Origin of the sequence: Sphingomonas ginkgonis, assembly GCF_003970925.1 — a bacterium.
Taxonomy (GTDB): Bacteria; Pseudomonadota; Alphaproteobacteria; order Sphingomonadales; family Sphingomonadaceae; genus Sphingomicrobium; species Sphingomicrobium ginkgonis.
Window position 1 is genome coordinate 1,800,740 of the sequence record NZ_RWJF01000001.1, and the last position, 14,361, is coordinate 1,815,100.

14 protein-coding genes, 1 tRNA gene and 1 pseudogene are annotated in these 14,361 nt (G+C 69.5%); 8 read left to right on the forward strand and 8 right to left on the reverse strand.

Going from position 1 to position 14,361, the window contains the following annotated elements:
* Positions 1-9 precede the first annotated feature (9 nt).
* On the reverse strand, positions 10-1,212 hold the full coding sequence (locus HMF7854_RS08805) for a dihydrolipoamide acetyltransferase family protein (RefSeq protein ID WP_126718757.1): 1,203 nt from the start codon (positions 1,210-1,212) through the stop codon (positions 10-12).
* A complete protein-coding gene (locus HMF7854_RS08810; RefSeq protein ID WP_126718758.1) occupies positions 1,212-3,338 on the reverse strand; it encodes an alpha-ketoacid dehydrogenase subunit alpha/beta in 2,127 nt (708 codons plus the stop codon). The genes HMF7854_RS08805 and HMF7854_RS08810 overlap by 1 nt, the downstream gene beginning before the upstream one ends.
* A gap of 144 nt (positions 3,339-3,482) precedes the next feature.
* Between HMF7854_RS08810 and HMF7854_RS08815 the strand changes: the two genes are divergently transcribed.
* From HMF7854_RS08815 to HMF7854_RS16050, 4 genes and pseudogenes are all read left to right on the forward strand, one after another.
* Entirely contained in the window at positions 3,483-3,950 is a 468-nt protein-coding gene (locus tag HMF7854_RS08815; RefSeq protein WP_126718759.1) for an Lrp/AsnC family transcriptional regulator, read from the forward strand.
* Between the two features lie 65 nt (positions 3,951-4,015).
* Positions 4,016-5,242: an AI-2E family transporter gene (locus HMF7854_RS08820; protein WP_126718760.1), complete on the forward strand. Its 1,227-nt coding sequence runs from the start codon at positions 4,016-4,018 to the stop codon at positions 5,240-5,242.
* 59 nt (positions 5,243-5,301) lie between these two features.
* Positions 5,302-5,378 (forward strand) — tRNA-Asp (locus tag HMF7854_RS08825).
* A 68-nt stretch (positions 5,379-5,446) separates the two neighbouring features.
* A pseudogene (locus tag HMF7854_RS16050) lies at positions 5,447-5,629 on the forward strand (J domain-containing protein); the annotation flags it as partial.
* A gap of 581 nt (positions 5,630-6,210) precedes the next feature.
* Here HMF7854_RS16050 and HMF7854_RS15925 read toward each other — a convergent pair.
* From HMF7854_RS15925 to HMF7854_RS15765, 5 genes are all read right to left on the reverse strand, one after another.
* A complete protein-coding gene (locus tag HMF7854_RS15925) occupies positions 6,211-7,374 on the reverse strand; it encodes a cell wall hydrolase (RefSeq protein WP_221766424.1) in 1,164 nt (387 codons plus the stop codon).
* Between the two features lie 35 nt (positions 7,375-7,409).
* The gene (locus HMF7854_RS08840; protein WP_126718762.1) at positions 7,410-7,631 is read right to left on the reverse strand and encodes a DUF2842 domain-containing protein; all 222 of its coding nucleotides are present in this window, start codon (positions 7,629-7,631) and stop codon (positions 7,410-7,412) included.
* Positions 7,628-8,218 carry a 5-formyltetrahydrofolate cyclo-ligase gene (locus HMF7854_RS08845; RefSeq protein WP_126718763.1) on the reverse strand — a complete coding sequence of 197 codons (591 nt, stop codon included), beginning with the start codon at positions 8,216-8,218 and terminating at the stop codon, positions 7,628-7,630. The genes HMF7854_RS08840 and HMF7854_RS08845 overlap by 4 nt, the downstream gene beginning before the upstream one ends.
* 159 nt (positions 8,219-8,377) lie before the next feature.
* Positions 8,378-8,698 (reverse strand): cell division protein ZapA, encoded by a 321-nt coding sequence (locus HMF7854_RS08850; RefSeq protein WP_126718764.1) that lies wholly within the window; start codon positions 8,696-8,698, stop codon positions 8,378-8,380.
* Positions 8,699-8,700: 2 nt separating this feature from the next.
* On the reverse strand, positions 8,701-8,874 hold the full coding sequence (locus HMF7854_RS15765; protein WP_185829219.1) for a hypothetical protein: 174 nt from the start codon (positions 8,872-8,874) through the stop codon (positions 8,701-8,703).
* Between the two features lie 138 nt (positions 8,875-9,012).
* Here HMF7854_RS15765 and tkt point away from each other — a divergent pair, with 138 nt between their 5' ends.
* The 4 genes from tkt to HMF7854_RS08870 are packed head-to-tail and all read left to right on the forward strand — an operon-like array spanning position 9,013 to position 13,662.
* The gene (gene tkt / locus HMF7854_RS08855; protein ID WP_126720144.1) at positions 9,013-10,989 is read left to right on the forward strand and encodes a transketolase; all 1,977 of its coding nucleotides are present in this window, start codon (positions 9,013-9,015) and stop codon (positions 10,987-10,989) included.
* Entirely contained in the window at positions 10,986-11,993 is a 1,008-nt protein-coding gene (gene gap / locus HMF7854_RS08860) for a type I glyceraldehyde-3-phosphate dehydrogenase (RefSeq protein WP_126718765.1), read from the forward strand. The genes tkt and gap overlap by 4 nt, the downstream gene beginning before the upstream one ends.
* 11 nt (positions 11,994-12,004) lie before the next feature.
* The gene (locus tag HMF7854_RS08865) at positions 12,005-12,460 is read left to right on the forward strand and encodes an MOSC domain-containing protein (RefSeq protein ID WP_126718766.1); all 456 of its coding nucleotides are present in this window, start codon (positions 12,005-12,007) and stop codon (positions 12,458-12,460) included.
* Positions 12,457-13,662, forward strand: a complete 1,206-nt coding sequence (locus HMF7854_RS08870) for a phosphoglycerate kinase (protein ID WP_126718767.1) — start codon at positions 12,457-12,459, stop codon at positions 13,660-13,662. The genes HMF7854_RS08865 and HMF7854_RS08870 overlap by 4 nt, the downstream gene beginning before the upstream one ends.
* Positions 13,663-13,665: 3 nt before the next feature.
* Here the strand turns inward: HMF7854_RS08870 and HMF7854_RS08875 are convergent, their stop codons facing one another.
* Entirely contained in the window at positions 13,666-14,172 is a 507-nt protein-coding gene (locus HMF7854_RS08875; RefSeq protein WP_126718768.1) for a TlpA family protein disulfide reductase, read from the reverse strand.
* Positions 14,173-14,361 lie beyond the last annotated feature (189 nt).

The following is a 14,361-nucleotide window of genomic DNA, read 5'->3' on the forward strand; positions in this document are numbered from 1 at the left end:
CGGACGGAGTCAGTCCGACCAGTTCTCCAGCGCGGCGACGAAGGCGGACAGCCAGGCGTTGGTCTGGTGGCCGTCGACCACTCGGTGGTCGATCGTCAGCGTGACATAGCTCATCGGCCGGATCTGGATCGTGTCATGCCCGTCGACCTCGCGGACCACCACGCGCTTCTCGAGCTTGCCGATCCCGAGGATGGCGGACTGCGGCTGCTGAATGATGATCGGGGTGGCGAGCAGCGAACCCGACACGCCGTGGTTGGAAATGGCGAAGGTGGCGTCCTTGAGGTCGCCCGCCTTGAGGTCGCCCGAGCGGGCGCGCGCGGTGACGTCCTGCAGCCGGGCCGCGATCCCGAGCAGCGACAAGCGGTCGGCGCCATGGACGACGGGGACGATCAGCCCCTTGTCGCCGAGCGCGGTGCCGATGCCGATGTTGACGTCGGCGAACAACTCGAGATGGTCAGCGTGCCAGCGGCTGTTGACCGCCGGGGCCGCCTTCATCGCGGCGACCGCGGCGGCGACGAAATAGGCGGTGTAGGTCAGCGCGACGCCCTGTTCCTCGAACGCGCGCCGATTGGCTGCGCGATGCGCGACGATGCGGCTGAAGTCCGCCTCGAACACCGCGGTGACGTGCGGCGCGGTGGTGAGGCTGCCCAGCACGTTATCGGCGATCAGCCGGCGCATGCGGTCGTGCGGAACGATGGTGGAGCCCTGCGCCGGTGCCGACGGGGGTGCGGACGGAGCAGTGGACGGCGAGGGAGCGCCGGCGCCGCCGGCGGCGAACGCCTCTACATCGGCGCGGGTGATCCGACCGTTGCGACCCGTTCCCTGGACCTGGCGCGGGTCGACGCGGTGTTCGGCAACGGCCTTGCGCACGGCAGGAGAGAGGCGGAGCGCCTGCGCGTCGGTGGCGGTAGGCAAGCGGGTCGCGCCCATCGGCTCCGGGGCCGCAGTCGCGGCGGACGTTTCCTCCCCCGTGCTTATGCTCAGCCGGCCCAGCAGCGCGCCGACCCCGGCCTCGCAGTCGCTGTCGAGCAGGATTTCCGCCAGCACGCCATCGGCCGGCGCCGAGACCTCGCTCGTCACCTTGTCGGTCTCGAGCTCAACCAGCGGCTCGTCCCGGGCCACCCGCTCGCCGACCTGCTTGAGCCAGCTGCGGACGACTGCCTTGGTGCCTTCAAGCTCCAGCGGCATCACCACGTCGATCAGCTCGGCCATCAGAAGCTCACCAGTTCGTCGATGCGGGCCCGGATCCGGTCGACGGAGGGGACAGCATGATTGAGGAGGGTCGGATGGTGCGGGCTGGGAATGTCGGGCATGGTCAGTCGCGAGACCGGCGCGTCGAGGTCCATGAACGCCTCGTCGGCGACAACCGCGGCGATCTCGGCCCCGAAGCCGCCGGTCTGCAGATCCTCGTGGACGATCAGGCAGCGATGCGTCCTGCGAACCGATGCGAGCACCATCTCCCGGTCCCATGGCATCAGCGTGCGAAGGTCTATCACGTCGGCCGAGACATGCGCCGCGGCAGCCTCGCAGCGCGGGGTCATCGCGCCCCAGGTGACGACGGTGATGTCGGTTCCCTCGCGGACCTTGCTGGCCTTGCCGAAGGGCAGGACGAAGCGGTCGCCCGGCCAGGGGCGCCGCGCCCAGCTGTCGTCGAGCATGGCGCGATGCTCGAAAAAGATGACGGGGTCGTTGCCGCGCAGCGACGCGCGGAGCAGCCCGACGGCATCGGCGGTGTTGGACGGCACCGCGACCTTCCAGCCGGGCTGATGGACGAAGGCGACTTCGTTGGTCTGGCTGTGCCAGGGGTCGCCGCACTTGAAGAAGCCGCCCGGAATGCGGACGACCATCGGTGCGGCGAAGCGGTTGGCGGTGCGCCAGCGCATCGTCCCGCAATCGTTCAGCTGCTCGGTCGCGGGCTCGGCATATTTGCGGAACTGGATTTCGGGGACCGGCATCAGCCCGGCGAGCGCCATCCCGACCGCCCGGCCGATGATGCCCTCCTCCGATAGGCTGGTGTCGAAGACTCGGGCCTCGCCATGCTTCTCCTGCAGCCCGAGCGTGACCGCGTGGACGCCGCCCTTGGGCCCGACGTCCTCGCCGAACACCAGCACGCGAGGGTTGAGCTCCAGCTCTTGGTCGAGGGTTCGGCGGATCGCCGCGCCCATGTTGATCCGCTGCCCGCTCGTCTCCGCGGTCTCGACGGCGGCGGGCGCGACATAGCCGTGGGTTGCCATGCCGCCCTCGGCCTGCAGCTCGCCCTCGAAGAAGACGTTGCGGGTGACCCGGTCGGGCGGGGAAGGGGCGCGTTCCTCGGCAGCGGAGCGGGCGACCTCGGAGGCGGCTCGGGCCTCGGCCTCGATCCCGTTCCACTCTTCCTCGCTCAGCAGCGAGCCGACGAGATAGGAGCGGAGCTTGGGCAGCGGGTCGCGGGCCCATTCGGCGGCAACCGTCTCGGGCGGCTTGTAGGCCTGGGTGTCCTGGAAGCTGTGGCCCTCCAGCCGCGGGACGGTGAGGCGAAGCAGGACCGGGCGTCGCTCGCCGCGGACGATGCGCAGCGCGGACTCGAGGAGGCGGGCGGCTTCCGCCGGCTCGGTTCCGTCTCCGCTCAGGACTTCCAGCCCGGCGAAACTGGCGAGGTTCGCGGCGATGTCGCCGCCGGGTGTCTGGAAGCGGCTCGGGACCGAGATGCCGTAGCCATTGTCCTCGATGAAGAAGAGCATCGGCAGGCGCTGGGTGGTGGCGATGGTCAGCGCCGACCAGAAGCCATTGGTGGCGCAGCTCGCCTCGCCGCCGAGGACCACCGCGATCGCGTCGGCATAGCGCTCGTCCTTGAGCATGGTGCGGTGATATTCGATCGCCTGCGCCCAGCCGGCGGTCGGGGTATATTGAGCGCCGACCCCGCCGCACATCGGCAGCGCGGAGGCGCCGTGCGGATTGGGGTAGTTGAATACCACGCCGATGTCGCGGCCGTCGGAATACCCACCGGAGCGGCCCATCGCCGAGGCGAGCGCGTCCTCGACCGGGACCCCGAGCGACAGCAGCATGGGCCGTGAGCGATAATAGCCGCAGGCGGCGTCGGCCGGGTCGGTCAGCCGCGAGCCGAGCAGCACCTGCGCGAGGTCGTGGCCGCGCGCCGAGAACTGGTAGAGCACCTTCTTCTCGGGAACGAGGCGGGTCTCCTCCATCTCGTCGAGCGCGCGGGAAAGCTGCACGAAATAGGCGACGCGGCGCCAGTCCCAGCCGGGCGCGGGCCCGTTGCCGCCGGTCGCGATTGTCCCGGCCGGCGCGGACGCTCCGCCCGCCTGCAGCGTGTCCGCCCGCTCCACCACCGTCGCCATCGCCATTCCTCGCCTGCGAACCGTCTCTCTAGCGGTCAGTGTAGCTCGCCAGCGGCGAATTTTCTCGCCAGAGTTTGACATCTGAGCATCGGAAGTGAAACAATTGTTTCACCTAAGGGGTAATCAAAGGCGGGAGTGTTGCAGATGGCGGGCGAGCAACTTGACCCGCTGGACCGGCGGATCCTGGCCGTCCTCCAGCGCCGCGGCGACATCAGCCAGGCGGACCTGGCGGCGGAGGTGGCGGCCTCGCCGGCATCCTGCTGGCGCCGCATCCGGGCGATGGAGCAGGCGGGGGTGCTCGGCGCGACGGTCCGGCTGGTCAACGCGGCGGCCGTCGGGCGCGAGCTCAACGCCATATGCCAGGTGCGGATGAAGGCGCATTCTAGCGAGGTGCGCCAGTCGTTCGAGGCGTTCGTCCTGGCTCAGCCCGAGGTGCTCGACTGCTGGTCAATGTCGGGGGAGTGGGATTATCTGCTGCGGGTCAGCGTCGCGCGGGTCGCCGACTATGAGGATTTCCTCATGCACCGGCTGCTCAACCATCCGGCGGTCGCCAACTCCGCCTCGCAGTTTGCGCTCAAGACGGTCAAGAACGTCACCAGCCTGCCGGTCTGACGGAACGGCGGTGCCCTGCGCGTCGCGACTGGCGGCGCGGCGGGGCCGTGCTATGGTCGCGGGCGATGGACCTCCCCGCCGCCAAGAATCCCAACCAGGTCAGCGCCAATCTGGCCCTCACCGACAACACCGATCCCAAGCGCGACCGGCTGTTGGCGTCGCTGACGCTGATCGCCGGGCTCGGGCTGCTGGTCGGGCTGCCCTTTGCGTTGCGCGAAGGCGCGGAGTTCTTCCTGCCGGTGACCGCCGCGCTGGTGGTCGCGATCACGCTGGTGCCGCTGCTCGAATGGTTCGAGCGGCGCGGCGTGCCGTCGCGCGCGGCGGCCGGGCTGTGCGTGGTGATCTTCCTGCTCGTCGCCGCCTTCGCGCTGGCCTCGATCGTGCTCCCGGCGATGGACTGGGTGACGCTGGTGCCGCAGCGGATCGGGCGGGTCCGCTCGGCGCTGCAGCCGGTCATGGACCTCTACCAGTCGCTCGAGCACTTCATCGACAAGACGGCGTCGCAGATCGCCAAGGGCGCGGCGGAGCAGGGCAGCCGGACGGTCCGGGTCGAGCAGCCGAACTCGATGCTCGGGCTGCTCGCGACCTCGGCGCCGCACCTCCTCGTCCAGCTCTTCTTCGCGCTGCTGGTGATCTTCTTCTTCCTCAGCGGCTGGACGGCGATGCGCAAGCAGACGATCACCAGCCGCGGCAGCTTCGAGGGCGCGCTGACCACCGCGCGGGTGATCCAGCAGGTGGTCGACGCCACCTCGACCTATATCGGCACCATCACGCTCATCAACGTCAGCCTCGGCGCGATCACCGCCGGCATCCTCTTCTTCTACGGCATGGACTCGCCGCTGATGTGGGGCGGCATCGTCGCGGTGCTGAACTACATCCCCTACCTCGGCCCGATCGCCGCGGCGGTGCTGCTGGGGGTGGGGGCGCTGATGAACTTCGCCGACCCGTGGCAGGCGATCTTCCCGCCGGCGATCTTCATCGGGCTGCACCTGATCGAGGCCAATGCCTTCACGCCGCTGATCGTCGGGCACCGGGTCAAGGTGAACCCGCTGCTGATCCTGGTCTCGCTGAGCTTCTGGTCGTGGATCTGGGGCACCACGGGCGCGCTGCTGGCGGTGCCGCTGCTGATCATCATCAAGACGATCTTCTCCGCCGCGGGCACCCCCGACATCGCCGGTTTCCTGTTCGAGCACGGCACCCTCACCCATGTCGGCGAGGAGGACGAGGTCGAGGTGCAGGAGGAAGCGCGGGAGAAGGTCAAAGAAAACACGGGCGAGGCGTTCATCGGCTGATTGGCCGTGTTGACAGCCTGCGGACCCTCCCGTAGTTGCCCGCCCACGCCGCAAGCTCAGCGGGTGTAGCTCAGTTGGTTAGAGCGCCGGCCTGTCACGCCGGAGGTCGCGGGTTCGAGCCCCGTCACTCGCGCCATTGCTTCGGCGATGGCCCTGGAAACTGGTTGCTTTCCACCATCGCGGCGTTCCTTTAGACCAAAGCGGATGCGTCCCTCCGTCTCGCTCTACTCGACGCTCGGCCTGTCCCCGTCGGCCGACCGCAAGGCGGTGGACGAGGCCTATCGCGCGCTGATGAAGCAGCATCATCCCGACCGGGCCGGCGGGAACGCGGCGACCGCGGCGGAGATCAACCGCGCCTATGCGATCCTCCGCGACCCGGCCAAGCTGGCGGCGTTCGACGAGACAGCCGCGGCGGCCTGGAGCGCCGCGCCGGCCGCGCCGGTCCGGCGCCCGCGCTCGCGGCGCCGGCGGCACAGCCGGGTCCATCGCGGGCGATCGGGAGCGCTGCTGCTGGGGTTGCTGCTGCTGGGCGGCACCGGCTGGATCGCGGCCCACCCGGACCTACTCGCGGCGCTGGAACTGGGTTCCTTCGGCGATCCGCCGGCGCCGGCCGGCCACCCGACGGCGGCCGACCCGATGGTCGAGCCGGTCGCGCACGAGGCGGTGCTGTCGGCCGCCCGGCTAGGGCTTCGGCTGGGGCGCGAGCCCGGGCTGGCCGCGGCCAGCAGTTACTCGCGCGACTGCCAGCGGCTGCTGCGGATGGACGGCAGCATGGAGCGGTTCGACGAGTGCGTCGCGTTCGACGCGGCGGTGGCGCTGGAGGCGCCGGACAGCAGCGACCTGTTCAATCCCGTGACCACCACCGCGCGCCAGATGGCAGCGGCGCGAACCCTGTCAGGCCGGTTCGACCTGATCGAGCATCGGCTCGACCTGCTGCGGAACGAGGTCGAGGTGATCGCGGCGCAGGATTATCGCGCCGAGGCGGAGCCGGCAGCCGCGACCGAGTCGGCCAAGGCGGCGACCGGCGCGGACGATGCCGCCGACGATGCGGGGGCGGCAACCGCCGGGGCAGTCGCGGAACGGCCCAGCGGCTTTTGATCTTCGGCCTTGGGCGCGGAGCCGCCGAGTGCCCATTGGAGGTTGCTCGAGCTGGCGGTCGCAGCCGGGTCGGTCGCGGGGAGTGCGCCCGGACGCGGGTTCTTGCCAGCGACGTTGAGTTTCATCTCGACCCGCTGGCCGTTGAGACCCGGCTCGGCATTGAGCAGCGCGGCGAGCTCGGGCGGCAGCTCCTTGCGGGCGGCGTCGATCCCGGTCGCGGCATTGTCGCTCGCCAGTTCCTTGTCGGTCGACAGCGCGGCGTTGCGGAGCGCCGCCACGTCGGGCTCGACCCGCGTGTAGCGGCCGCTGAAGGCGACCGGGGTGCCCCAGCTGCCCGCCCAGCGATAGAAGATGTGCGCGCCCACTACTGCCGACTTGGTCAGCGCCGACGACCAGTAAGGGACGACCCAGTCGGTATGATAGTGGGTCGCCTCGCCGACCGGCGTGAAGACGTAGCCGGCGAGCGCCGAGCGGGCGACCTCATAGGCGCGGTCCCAGGCCCAGCGGACCGGCGAGCGGTTCAGCGAGCCGTCGCAGGTGAAGGTGAACTGGCATCCCGTGGCGCGGTCGCTGCCCTGGTAGACGACGCCGCATACGCTCTTGGGAAAGGCGGGGTGGCGGAGTCGGTTCAGGACGACCTGCGCGACCGCGCGCTGGCCGTCGACGCTCTCGCTGCCCGCCTCGTAGTAGATGGCCTGCGCCAGGCAGTCGGTGGCCCGCTCCCGGGTGGTCGCATCGAGCTTGCCGAGGAGGAAGGGACGCGCGGCGGGGTTGGGACCGGCGTCGAGCGGGATGGCAGCGTTGATCTGCTCGGCCGTTTGCGGCGCGACGTTGCGCATCAGCATGGGCTCAACGGCGGGCGGCACGGCAGCCGACTCCACGGCCGGGAGCCGCGGCGTGGAGGCGGCGGGAGCGGCGAGCGAGGCGATCCCCACCAGCGCAGCGGCGGCCACCAGGCCGGCCGAGAAGACTTCGCGCGGATAGTCGCGGAGCACGCCGGAAAGGCGGTTCTGGGGCAAGGTCAGGACTGTCATGGAGGTGATCTATTTAGACGATACACCCGCGATTTTCAACCCCGGGGCGGTTCCACCCGCCAGCGCCCCGTCTCCATCCAGCGCAGCAGCGGCTTGAGCGGCGCGATCCAGATTATCCCCGTCACGAGATAGAAGGGGAGCTGGAGTAGGATCGGCCAGCGGCCCACGAGCGGCGCGGCCGACGCGACGATCACCGCCCAGACGATGATCAGGAGGATGATGGCGAACATGCCGCCGAGCTTGCGGAAGGCGGTCATCGCTTGAACTCCTCGAGGCCTTCGGGCGACAGGAAGCCGTCGAGCGGAACATCCCAGGGATCGGCGGCGATCGGCTCCGCCACCCGCTGGAACGCCCATCCGGCGCCGATCAGCCGGGCACCTTCTTCGCGCAGCCCCGGGAGCGCGCGGTCGTAGTGGCCCTTGCCCATGCCGATGCGATTGCCCCGGCGGTCGATCGCCAGCAGCGGGACGATGACGAGATCGGGCGCGACCGTCGGTGCCTCGGGTGCGGGCTGGAGGATGCCCCACGGCCCGGGGTCGAGCGGCGGGCCCGCCCGGAAGCTCATCCGCGCATCGCGGGCCGCGAAGGCGGGAAGGGCGGTGACCAGGCCTCGCTGCTCCGCCGCGGCGAGCAGCGGGAGCACGCTCATCTCGTCCTTCATGGGCTGATAGCCGGCGACGACGCGCGCGGACAGGAGCAACGGCGCGGCCGTTTCCACCAGCGCCTGCTCGAGCGCGAGTCGCGTGTCGTGCGACAGGCTCGCGGCGTAGGCGCGGCGCCGCTCGCGCATCGCGGCGCGGAGGGCCTGCTTGTCAGCGACGGGGGAGGGTGACGGGACCGCCATGGTCGTTTTCTCGGAAATCCTCTGACGCCAGTAACGTCAGGTGGGAACCATGTGCACCGGACCAGGATCCGGGCAGGGACAGCTCCCTAGGATCGGGAATAGCCTCAGGGATGTTCGTGAGCTCGTGCCTGGCAGTACCCGTCACCAGCCCATGTAGGGTCAGGCGAGCGACTGCTCAAGGTTGTCGGCCAATCGCTCGATGCGATCGGCGAGCGCTTCGACCCGGCGGGCGACCATCGGGTCGGCGGGCGGCTGGGGCGGGGGGACCGCCTCCGGGCCCTTCTTCTCGATCAGCTGGTCGGCGATCAGCAGTGAGGCGAACAGCAGCTGGCGCGCCTCGGACAAGGCGCCGAGCCCGGACAGCGCCTCGCGGCTCTTGCTGTCGACCAGCGCGCCCGCGGCCCGCAGATTCTCTTCCTCGCCGTCGCGGCACCCGACCCGGTAGGTCCGGCCGGCAATCGACAGTTCGACCTCGGCCATGCTCACACCTCCGCCTTCTGGATGAGCTCGTCGAGCTGCGCGATCGCGTCGCGGACCTTGGCCCGGAGCGCCTCGTCCCGGCCGCTCTGCCGCGACGCCCGCTCGGCCACCCGTTCCACCCGGGCAAGAGCCCGTTCCGCGCGAGTCAGCGCGTTCTGCAGCCGTTCGTCATCCATGTTGCCGAAAGTAGGACTGCAAGGGGCGGCCCGCAAGCGCCGCGCGCAGGTTGACGGCCATCGTTCCGCCGCTCAAAGGAGCCATCCCATCGGCCCGGTCGAATCCGGCTGCGGGCCGCCCGATCTAACGGAGCCATGATGCAGACGACGCAGCGTCGCCTCGCCAACGCCATTCGAGCGCTCTCCATGGACGCGGTCGAAACCGCGAACAGCGGTCACCCGGGCATGCCGATGGGCATGGCCGACGCCGCCACTGCGCTGTTCACCCGGGTCCTGAAGTTCGACCCGGCCCAGCCGCGCTGGCACGACCGCGACCGCTTCGTGCTGTCGGCGGGCCACGGCTCGATGCTGATCTACGCGCTGCTTCACCTCACCGGCTATGCGCAGCCCACGCTCGACGACATGCGGCGCTTCCGCCAGCTCGGCAGCCCCTGCGCCGGGCATCCGGAGAATTTCGAGCTGCCGGGAGTCGAGACGACCACCGGTCCGCTCGGTCAGGGTCTTGCTACCGCGGTCGGCATGGCGATCGCCGAGCGTCACCTCAATGCGATCTACGGCGACGAGCTGGTCGACCACCGGACTTATGTGATCGCCGGCGACGGCTGCCTGATGGAGGGCATCAACCACGAGGCGACGGGGCTCGCCGGGCATCTCAAGCTCGGCCGGCTGATCGTCCTGTGGGACGACAACAAGATTACCATCGACGGCTCGACCGAGCTCAGCCGCAACGAGGACGTGATGGCCCGCCACGCCGCGATGGGCTGGCACACGATCGAATGCGATGGGCTCGACGCCAACAAGGTCGCGCAGGCGCTCGACAAGGCGATCGCCGACCCGCGGCCGAGCCTCATCCGCTGCAAGACGATCATCGGCTATGGCGCGCCCAACAAGCAGGGCACGTCGGCGACCCACGGATCGGCGCTCGGCAAGGACGAGGTCGCCGCGGCGCGCAAGGAGCTGGGCCTCTCGCCGGAGGAGTTCAGCATTCCCGACGACGTCCTCTCCTCGTGGCGGAGCTGCGGCCAGCGCTCGGTCGCCGAGCGGCAGGCGTGGGAGAAGCGGCTCGCCGCGCATTCCAAGAAGGCGGAGTTCCTCGCCCGGATGGAGGGCAAGGCCGATGACCGCTGGCTTCAGCCCTACCTCGACGAGCTGCTCAAGAGCCCGCCCAAGGTCGCGACCCGCAAGGCGTCGGAGATGGCGCTGGAGGTGATCAACACCGCGGTGCCGGCGACCGTCGGCGGCTCGGCCGACCTCACCGGGTCGAACAACACCAGGACCAAGGGCCAGCAGCCGCTCACCGCCGACGATTATGGCGGTCGTTACATTTATTACGGAATTCGCGAGTTCGGAATGGCCGCCGCGATGAACGGGATGGCGCTGCACGGCGGGGTGATCCCCTACGGCGGCACCTTCCTCGTCTTCTCCGACTATTGCCGACCGGCGATCCGCCTCTCGGCGCTGCAGAACGCGCGGGTCATCTATGTGATGACCCATGACAGCATCGGGCTGGGCGAGGACGGGCCGACCCACCAGCCAATCGAGCAGCTGCAGAGCCTGCGGGCGATGCCCAACCTCGACGTCTACCGGCCGGCCGACGCGGTGGAGACCGCCGAGTGCTGGGCGCTGGCGCTGCAGTCGGAAGGGCCGTCGCTGTTGGCCCTGTCGCGCCAGAACCTCCGCCCGGTGCGCACCGAGGCGGCCGAGGAGAACCTCACCGCGCGCGGCGGATATGTGCTGAAGAAGGCCGGCGGCGAGCGCAAGGTGGTGCTGATCGCGACCGGCTCCGAGGTCGAGATTGCGCTCGACGTCGCAGCGCGGCTCGAGGAGCAGGACGTCGGCGCCGATGTCGTCTCGCTCCCCTGCTGGGAGCGGTTCGAGGCGCAACCGGCGGACTATCGCGACAGCGTCCTCCCGCCGGTCGGGCCCGAGCAGATCCTTCGGGTGTCGATCGAGGCCGGGTCCACCTTCGGCTGGGAACGGCTGACGATGGTCCAGGGGCTTCGCTTCGGGATCGACGGCTTCGGCGCGTCCGCGCCCGGGCCGGCCCTCTACGACCACTTCGGCCTGACCGCCGACCACATCACCCCCAAGATCATGGAGGCTCTCCGGGCATGACCAAGGTAGCAATCAACGGCTTCGGCCGCATCGGCCGGCTCGTTGCCCGCGCCATCCTCGAGCGGCCCGACTGCGGGCTCGAGCTGGTCGCAATCAACGACCTCGCCGACGCCAAGTCTAACGCCTGGCTGTTCAAGCGCGACAGCGTCCACGGCATGTTCCCGGGCGAGGTGAGCGCCGAGGGCAACGACCTCATCATCAACGGCAAGCGGATCCACGTCACCGCCGAGCGCGACCCGGCCAACCTGCCGCACGCGGCGAACGGGGTCGAGCTGGCGCTCGAGTGCACTGGCTTCTTCACCGACAAGGCGGGCGGCGAGAAGCATCTGCAGGCGGGCGCCAAGCGGGTGCTGATCTCGGCCCCGGCCAAGGGCGCCGACCTCACCGTTGTCTACGGCGTCAACCACGACAAGCTGACCCCCGAGCACAAGATCGTCTCCAACGCGAGCTGCACCACCAACTGCCTCGCGCCGGTCGCCAAGGTGCTCAACGATACGATCGGGATCGAGCGCGGGCTAATGACCACGGTCCACGCCTACACCAACGACCAGAAGATCCTCGACCAGATCCACCCCGACCTGCGCCGCGCGCGCGCGGCGGCCATGTCGATCATCCCGACCACGACGGGCGCCGCCCGCGCGGTGGGCGAGGTGCTGCCGGAGCTCAAGGGCAAGCTCGACGGCTCGGCGGTGCGCGTTCCGGTGCCGGACGGCAGCCTGATCGACCTCACCTTTACCCCCAAGCGCGACACCAGCGTCGAGGAAGTCAACGCGGCGCTCAAGGCGGCGGCGGAAAACGGGCCGCTCAAGGGCGTGCTGGTCTATTCCGAGGATCCGCTGGTCTCGATCGACATCGTCCACACGCCGCAGAGCTCGACCGTCGACAGCCTGGAGACCGCGGTCCTCGAGGGCAAGCTGGTCCGCGTCGTCAGCTGGTACGACAATGAGTGGGGCTTCTCGAACCGCATGGTCGACACGGCCTGCGCGATGGCGAAGCTGGGCTAACCCCGCCGGCGATGGGCGGGCGACTTCTGGGGATCGCGCGGCGGGAACGGCCGCGTGCCCCGATGGAGGTGATCGAGCATGGCCGCATCATCCCCGGACAGGGCGTCGTCGGCGACTTTCGCGGGGCGCTCAAGTCGGGCCGCAACAAGCGCGAGATCAGCATCCTCGCGCGCGCCGACTGGGAAGCCGCGCTGCGTGAGCTCGGGCAGCATGTCTCGTGGGAGATGCGGCGGGCAAACCTTTACGTCGACGGCATTTTCCTGCCGCGCAGCCCGGGAAGTCGGATCCGTCTGTCGGGTGGGGCGCTGCTCGAGGTGACCGGCGAGTGCGACCCCTGCAACCGGATGAACGAGATTGCCGAAGGGCTGCGGGCGGTGCTCACCCCCGATTGGCGCGGCGGGGTGCTCACCCGAGTGATCGAAGGCGGACCGATCATGGTCGGCGATAGCGTGGAAGTGGAAGAATGAGCTTCAGGACCCTCGACGACCTCCCGTCCGACCTCACCGGCAAGCGCGTGCTGGTCCGGGTCGACCTGAACGTGCCGATGCAGGACGGGGCGGTCAGCGACGACACCCGGCTCCGTGCGGCGTTGCCGACCATCCTCGACCTCGCCGACCGGGGCGCGATCGTGCTGCTGCTGTCGCACTTTGGTCGACCGAAGGGGCAGAGCCGTCCCGACATGTCGACCGCCCAGCTGGTTATGCCGCTGCACCGGCTGACCGGCCGCTCGGTCCGCTTCATCGAGGATTGCGCAGGGCCAGAGGCGGAACGGGCGATCGCGACCATGCTTCCGGGCAACATCGGCATTCTCGAGAACACCCGCTTCCATGCGGGCGAGGAGAAGAACGATCCCGAGCTGGCCAAAGGGATAGCGGCGCTCGGCGATTTCTACGTCAATGACGCCTTCTCCGCCGCGCATCGCGCGCATGCTTCCACGGAGGGTGTTGCACACCTGCTGCCGAGCTTCGCCGGTCGCGCGATGCAGGCCGAACTGGAAGCGTTGGAGAAGGCGCTCGGCCGTCCGGAGCGGCCCGTCGCGGCGGTGGTCGGCGGCGCCAAGGTCTCGTCCAAGCTGGCGGTGCTCGGCCATCTCGTCGACAAGGTCGATCACCTGATCATCGGCGGCGGAATGGCTAACACCTTCCTCGCGGCACGCGGTGTCGATGTCGGGAAATCCCTGTGCGAGAAGGACTTGCTGGGCGAAGCCGAGAGCATCTTCGAAGGCGCCGAGACGGCCGGTTGCACGGTGCACCTGCCCTATGACGTTGTGGTGGCCAAGGAGTTCGCCGCCAATCCGGCATCCCTGCGCACCTGCAACGTTCACGAGGTCGCGCCGGACGAGATGATCCTCGACGTCGGTCCGGCTGCGGTCGAGGCGCTCGGCGATGCGCTGAAGACCTGCCGCACCCTGGTCTGGAACGGGCCGCTCGGCGCATTCGAGACCCCGCCATTCGACGCGGCAACGGTGTCGCTGGCGCGGACCGCGGCGGCGCTGACGCAGGACGGCAGCCTCGTCTCGGTCGCCGGCGGCGGAGACACGGTCGCGGCTTTGAACCAGGCAGGGGTCGCCGACCAGTTCAGCTTCGTCTCGACCGCGGGCGGTGCCTTCCTCGAGTGGATGGAGGGGCGCACCCTGCCGGGGGTCGCCGCCCTGTTGCGGCAGGACTGAGGCTCAGTTGGCGCTTGTTCCGGCGGGCGGAGGTTCGCGCAGCAGCGGAACCAGCACACCGTTGAGCGTGCCCAAATTGAACGCTCCGGGCTTGGCGTAGCGGAGGTGCCCGCTGCGATCGATTACGAAGTTGGTCGGCAGCGCCTCGGCGTCATAGGCGCCGCGAACCCCGCGGACCGGGGGGATGTGCATCACCGCGAACAGCTTTCTGAGCTGATAGAGCGGAAGCGAGTCCTCGGTGGTGACGGCGAAGACCCGCAGCCCGAACCGTACCTGGGCCTTGTAGTAGGCGTCGAGCAGCGGAAGCTCCTGGCGGCACGGGCCGCACCAGGTCGCCCAGAAATTGAGAACGACTACCTTGCCGCGAAGCTCGCTCAGCGCGACCTTGTGCCCGTCGACGAGGGTCAAGTTGAAGTCCGGCGCCAGCTCGCCCAACTTGGGCGTCCCGGCCTCGGCCGGCGCCGCGGCGAGCACCAGGCCGATGAATATGAGACGCAACAGGCTCGACATGCTGACTACCCCCGCACGGCAACCTGCCCGCCTGGCGGCGAGGGGTCAACCGTTGCTCCCAGGCGCGAGCGCGCGATAGTTCTCGCGACTGTTCTGAAGTGCAACGATCCGGCTGATCCTGTCGCAGGAGGTTGCCCGAGGTTGCCGCTCGGCATGGTGCGCGCTAGAGCGCCGGGGAACGCGCATACC

What these genes read in the sequence shown, in the direction of transcription:
- HMF7854_RS08845 (WP_126718763.1), bottom strand. Translation starts at nt 8,218, where the DNA reads ATGGCGGTCCCGTCACCCTCCCCCGTCGCTGACAAGCAGGCCCTCCGC.
- HMF7854_RS08850 (WP_126718764.1), bottom strand. Translation starts at nt 8,698, where the DNA reads ATGGCCGAGGTCGAACTGTCGATTGCCGGCCGGACCTACCGGGTCGGG.
- HMF7854_RS08810 (WP_126718758.1), bottom strand. Translation starts at nt 3,338, where the DNA reads ATGGCGACGGTGGTGGAGCGGGCGGACACGCTGCAGGCGGGCGGAGCG.
- HMF7854_RS08820 (WP_126718760.1), top strand. Translation starts at nt 4,016, where the DNA reads ATGGACCTCCCCGCCGCCAAGAATCCCAACCAGGTCAGCGCCAATCTG.
- gap (WP_126718765.1), top strand. Translation starts at nt 10,986, where the DNA reads ATGACCAAGGTAGCAATCAACGGCTTCGGCCGCATCGGCCGGCTCGTT.
- HMF7854_RS08870 (WP_126718767.1), top strand. Translation starts at nt 12,457, where the DNA reads ATGAGCTTCAGGACCCTCGACGACCTCCCGTCCGACCTCACCGGCAAG.
- HMF7854_RS08815 (WP_126718759.1), top strand. Translation starts at nt 3,483, where the DNA reads ATGGCGGGCGAGCAACTTGACCCGCTGGACCGGCGGATCCTGGCCGTC.
- HMF7854_RS08805 (WP_126718757.1), bottom strand. Translation starts at nt 1,212, where the DNA reads ATGGCCGAGCTGATCGACGTGGTGATGCCGCTGGAGCTTGAAGGCACC.
- HMF7854_RS15765 (WP_185829219.1), bottom strand. Translation starts at nt 8,874, where the DNA reads ATGGATGACGAACGGCTGCAGAACGCGCTGACTCGCGCGGAACGGGCT.
- HMF7854_RS08875 (WP_126718768.1), bottom strand. Translation starts at nt 14,172, where the DNA reads ATGTCGAGCCTGTTGCGTCTCATATTCATCGGCCTGGTGCTCGCCGCG.
- HMF7854_RS15925 (WP_221766424.1), bottom strand. Translation starts at nt 7,374, where the DNA reads ATGACAGTCCTGACCTTGCCCCAGAACCGCCTTTCCGGCGTGCTCCGC.
- HMF7854_RS08865 (WP_126718766.1), top strand. Translation starts at nt 12,005, where the DNA reads ATGGGCGGGCGACTTCTGGGGATCGCGCGGCGGGAACGGCCGCGTGCC.
- HMF7854_RS08840 (WP_126718762.1), bottom strand. Translation starts at nt 7,631, where the DNA reads ATGACCGCCTTCCGCAAGCTCGGCGGCATGTTCGCCATCATCCTCCTG.
- tkt (WP_126720144.1), top strand. Translation starts at nt 9,013, where the DNA reads ATGCAGACGACGCAGCGTCGCCTCGCCAACGCCATTCGAGCGCTCTCC.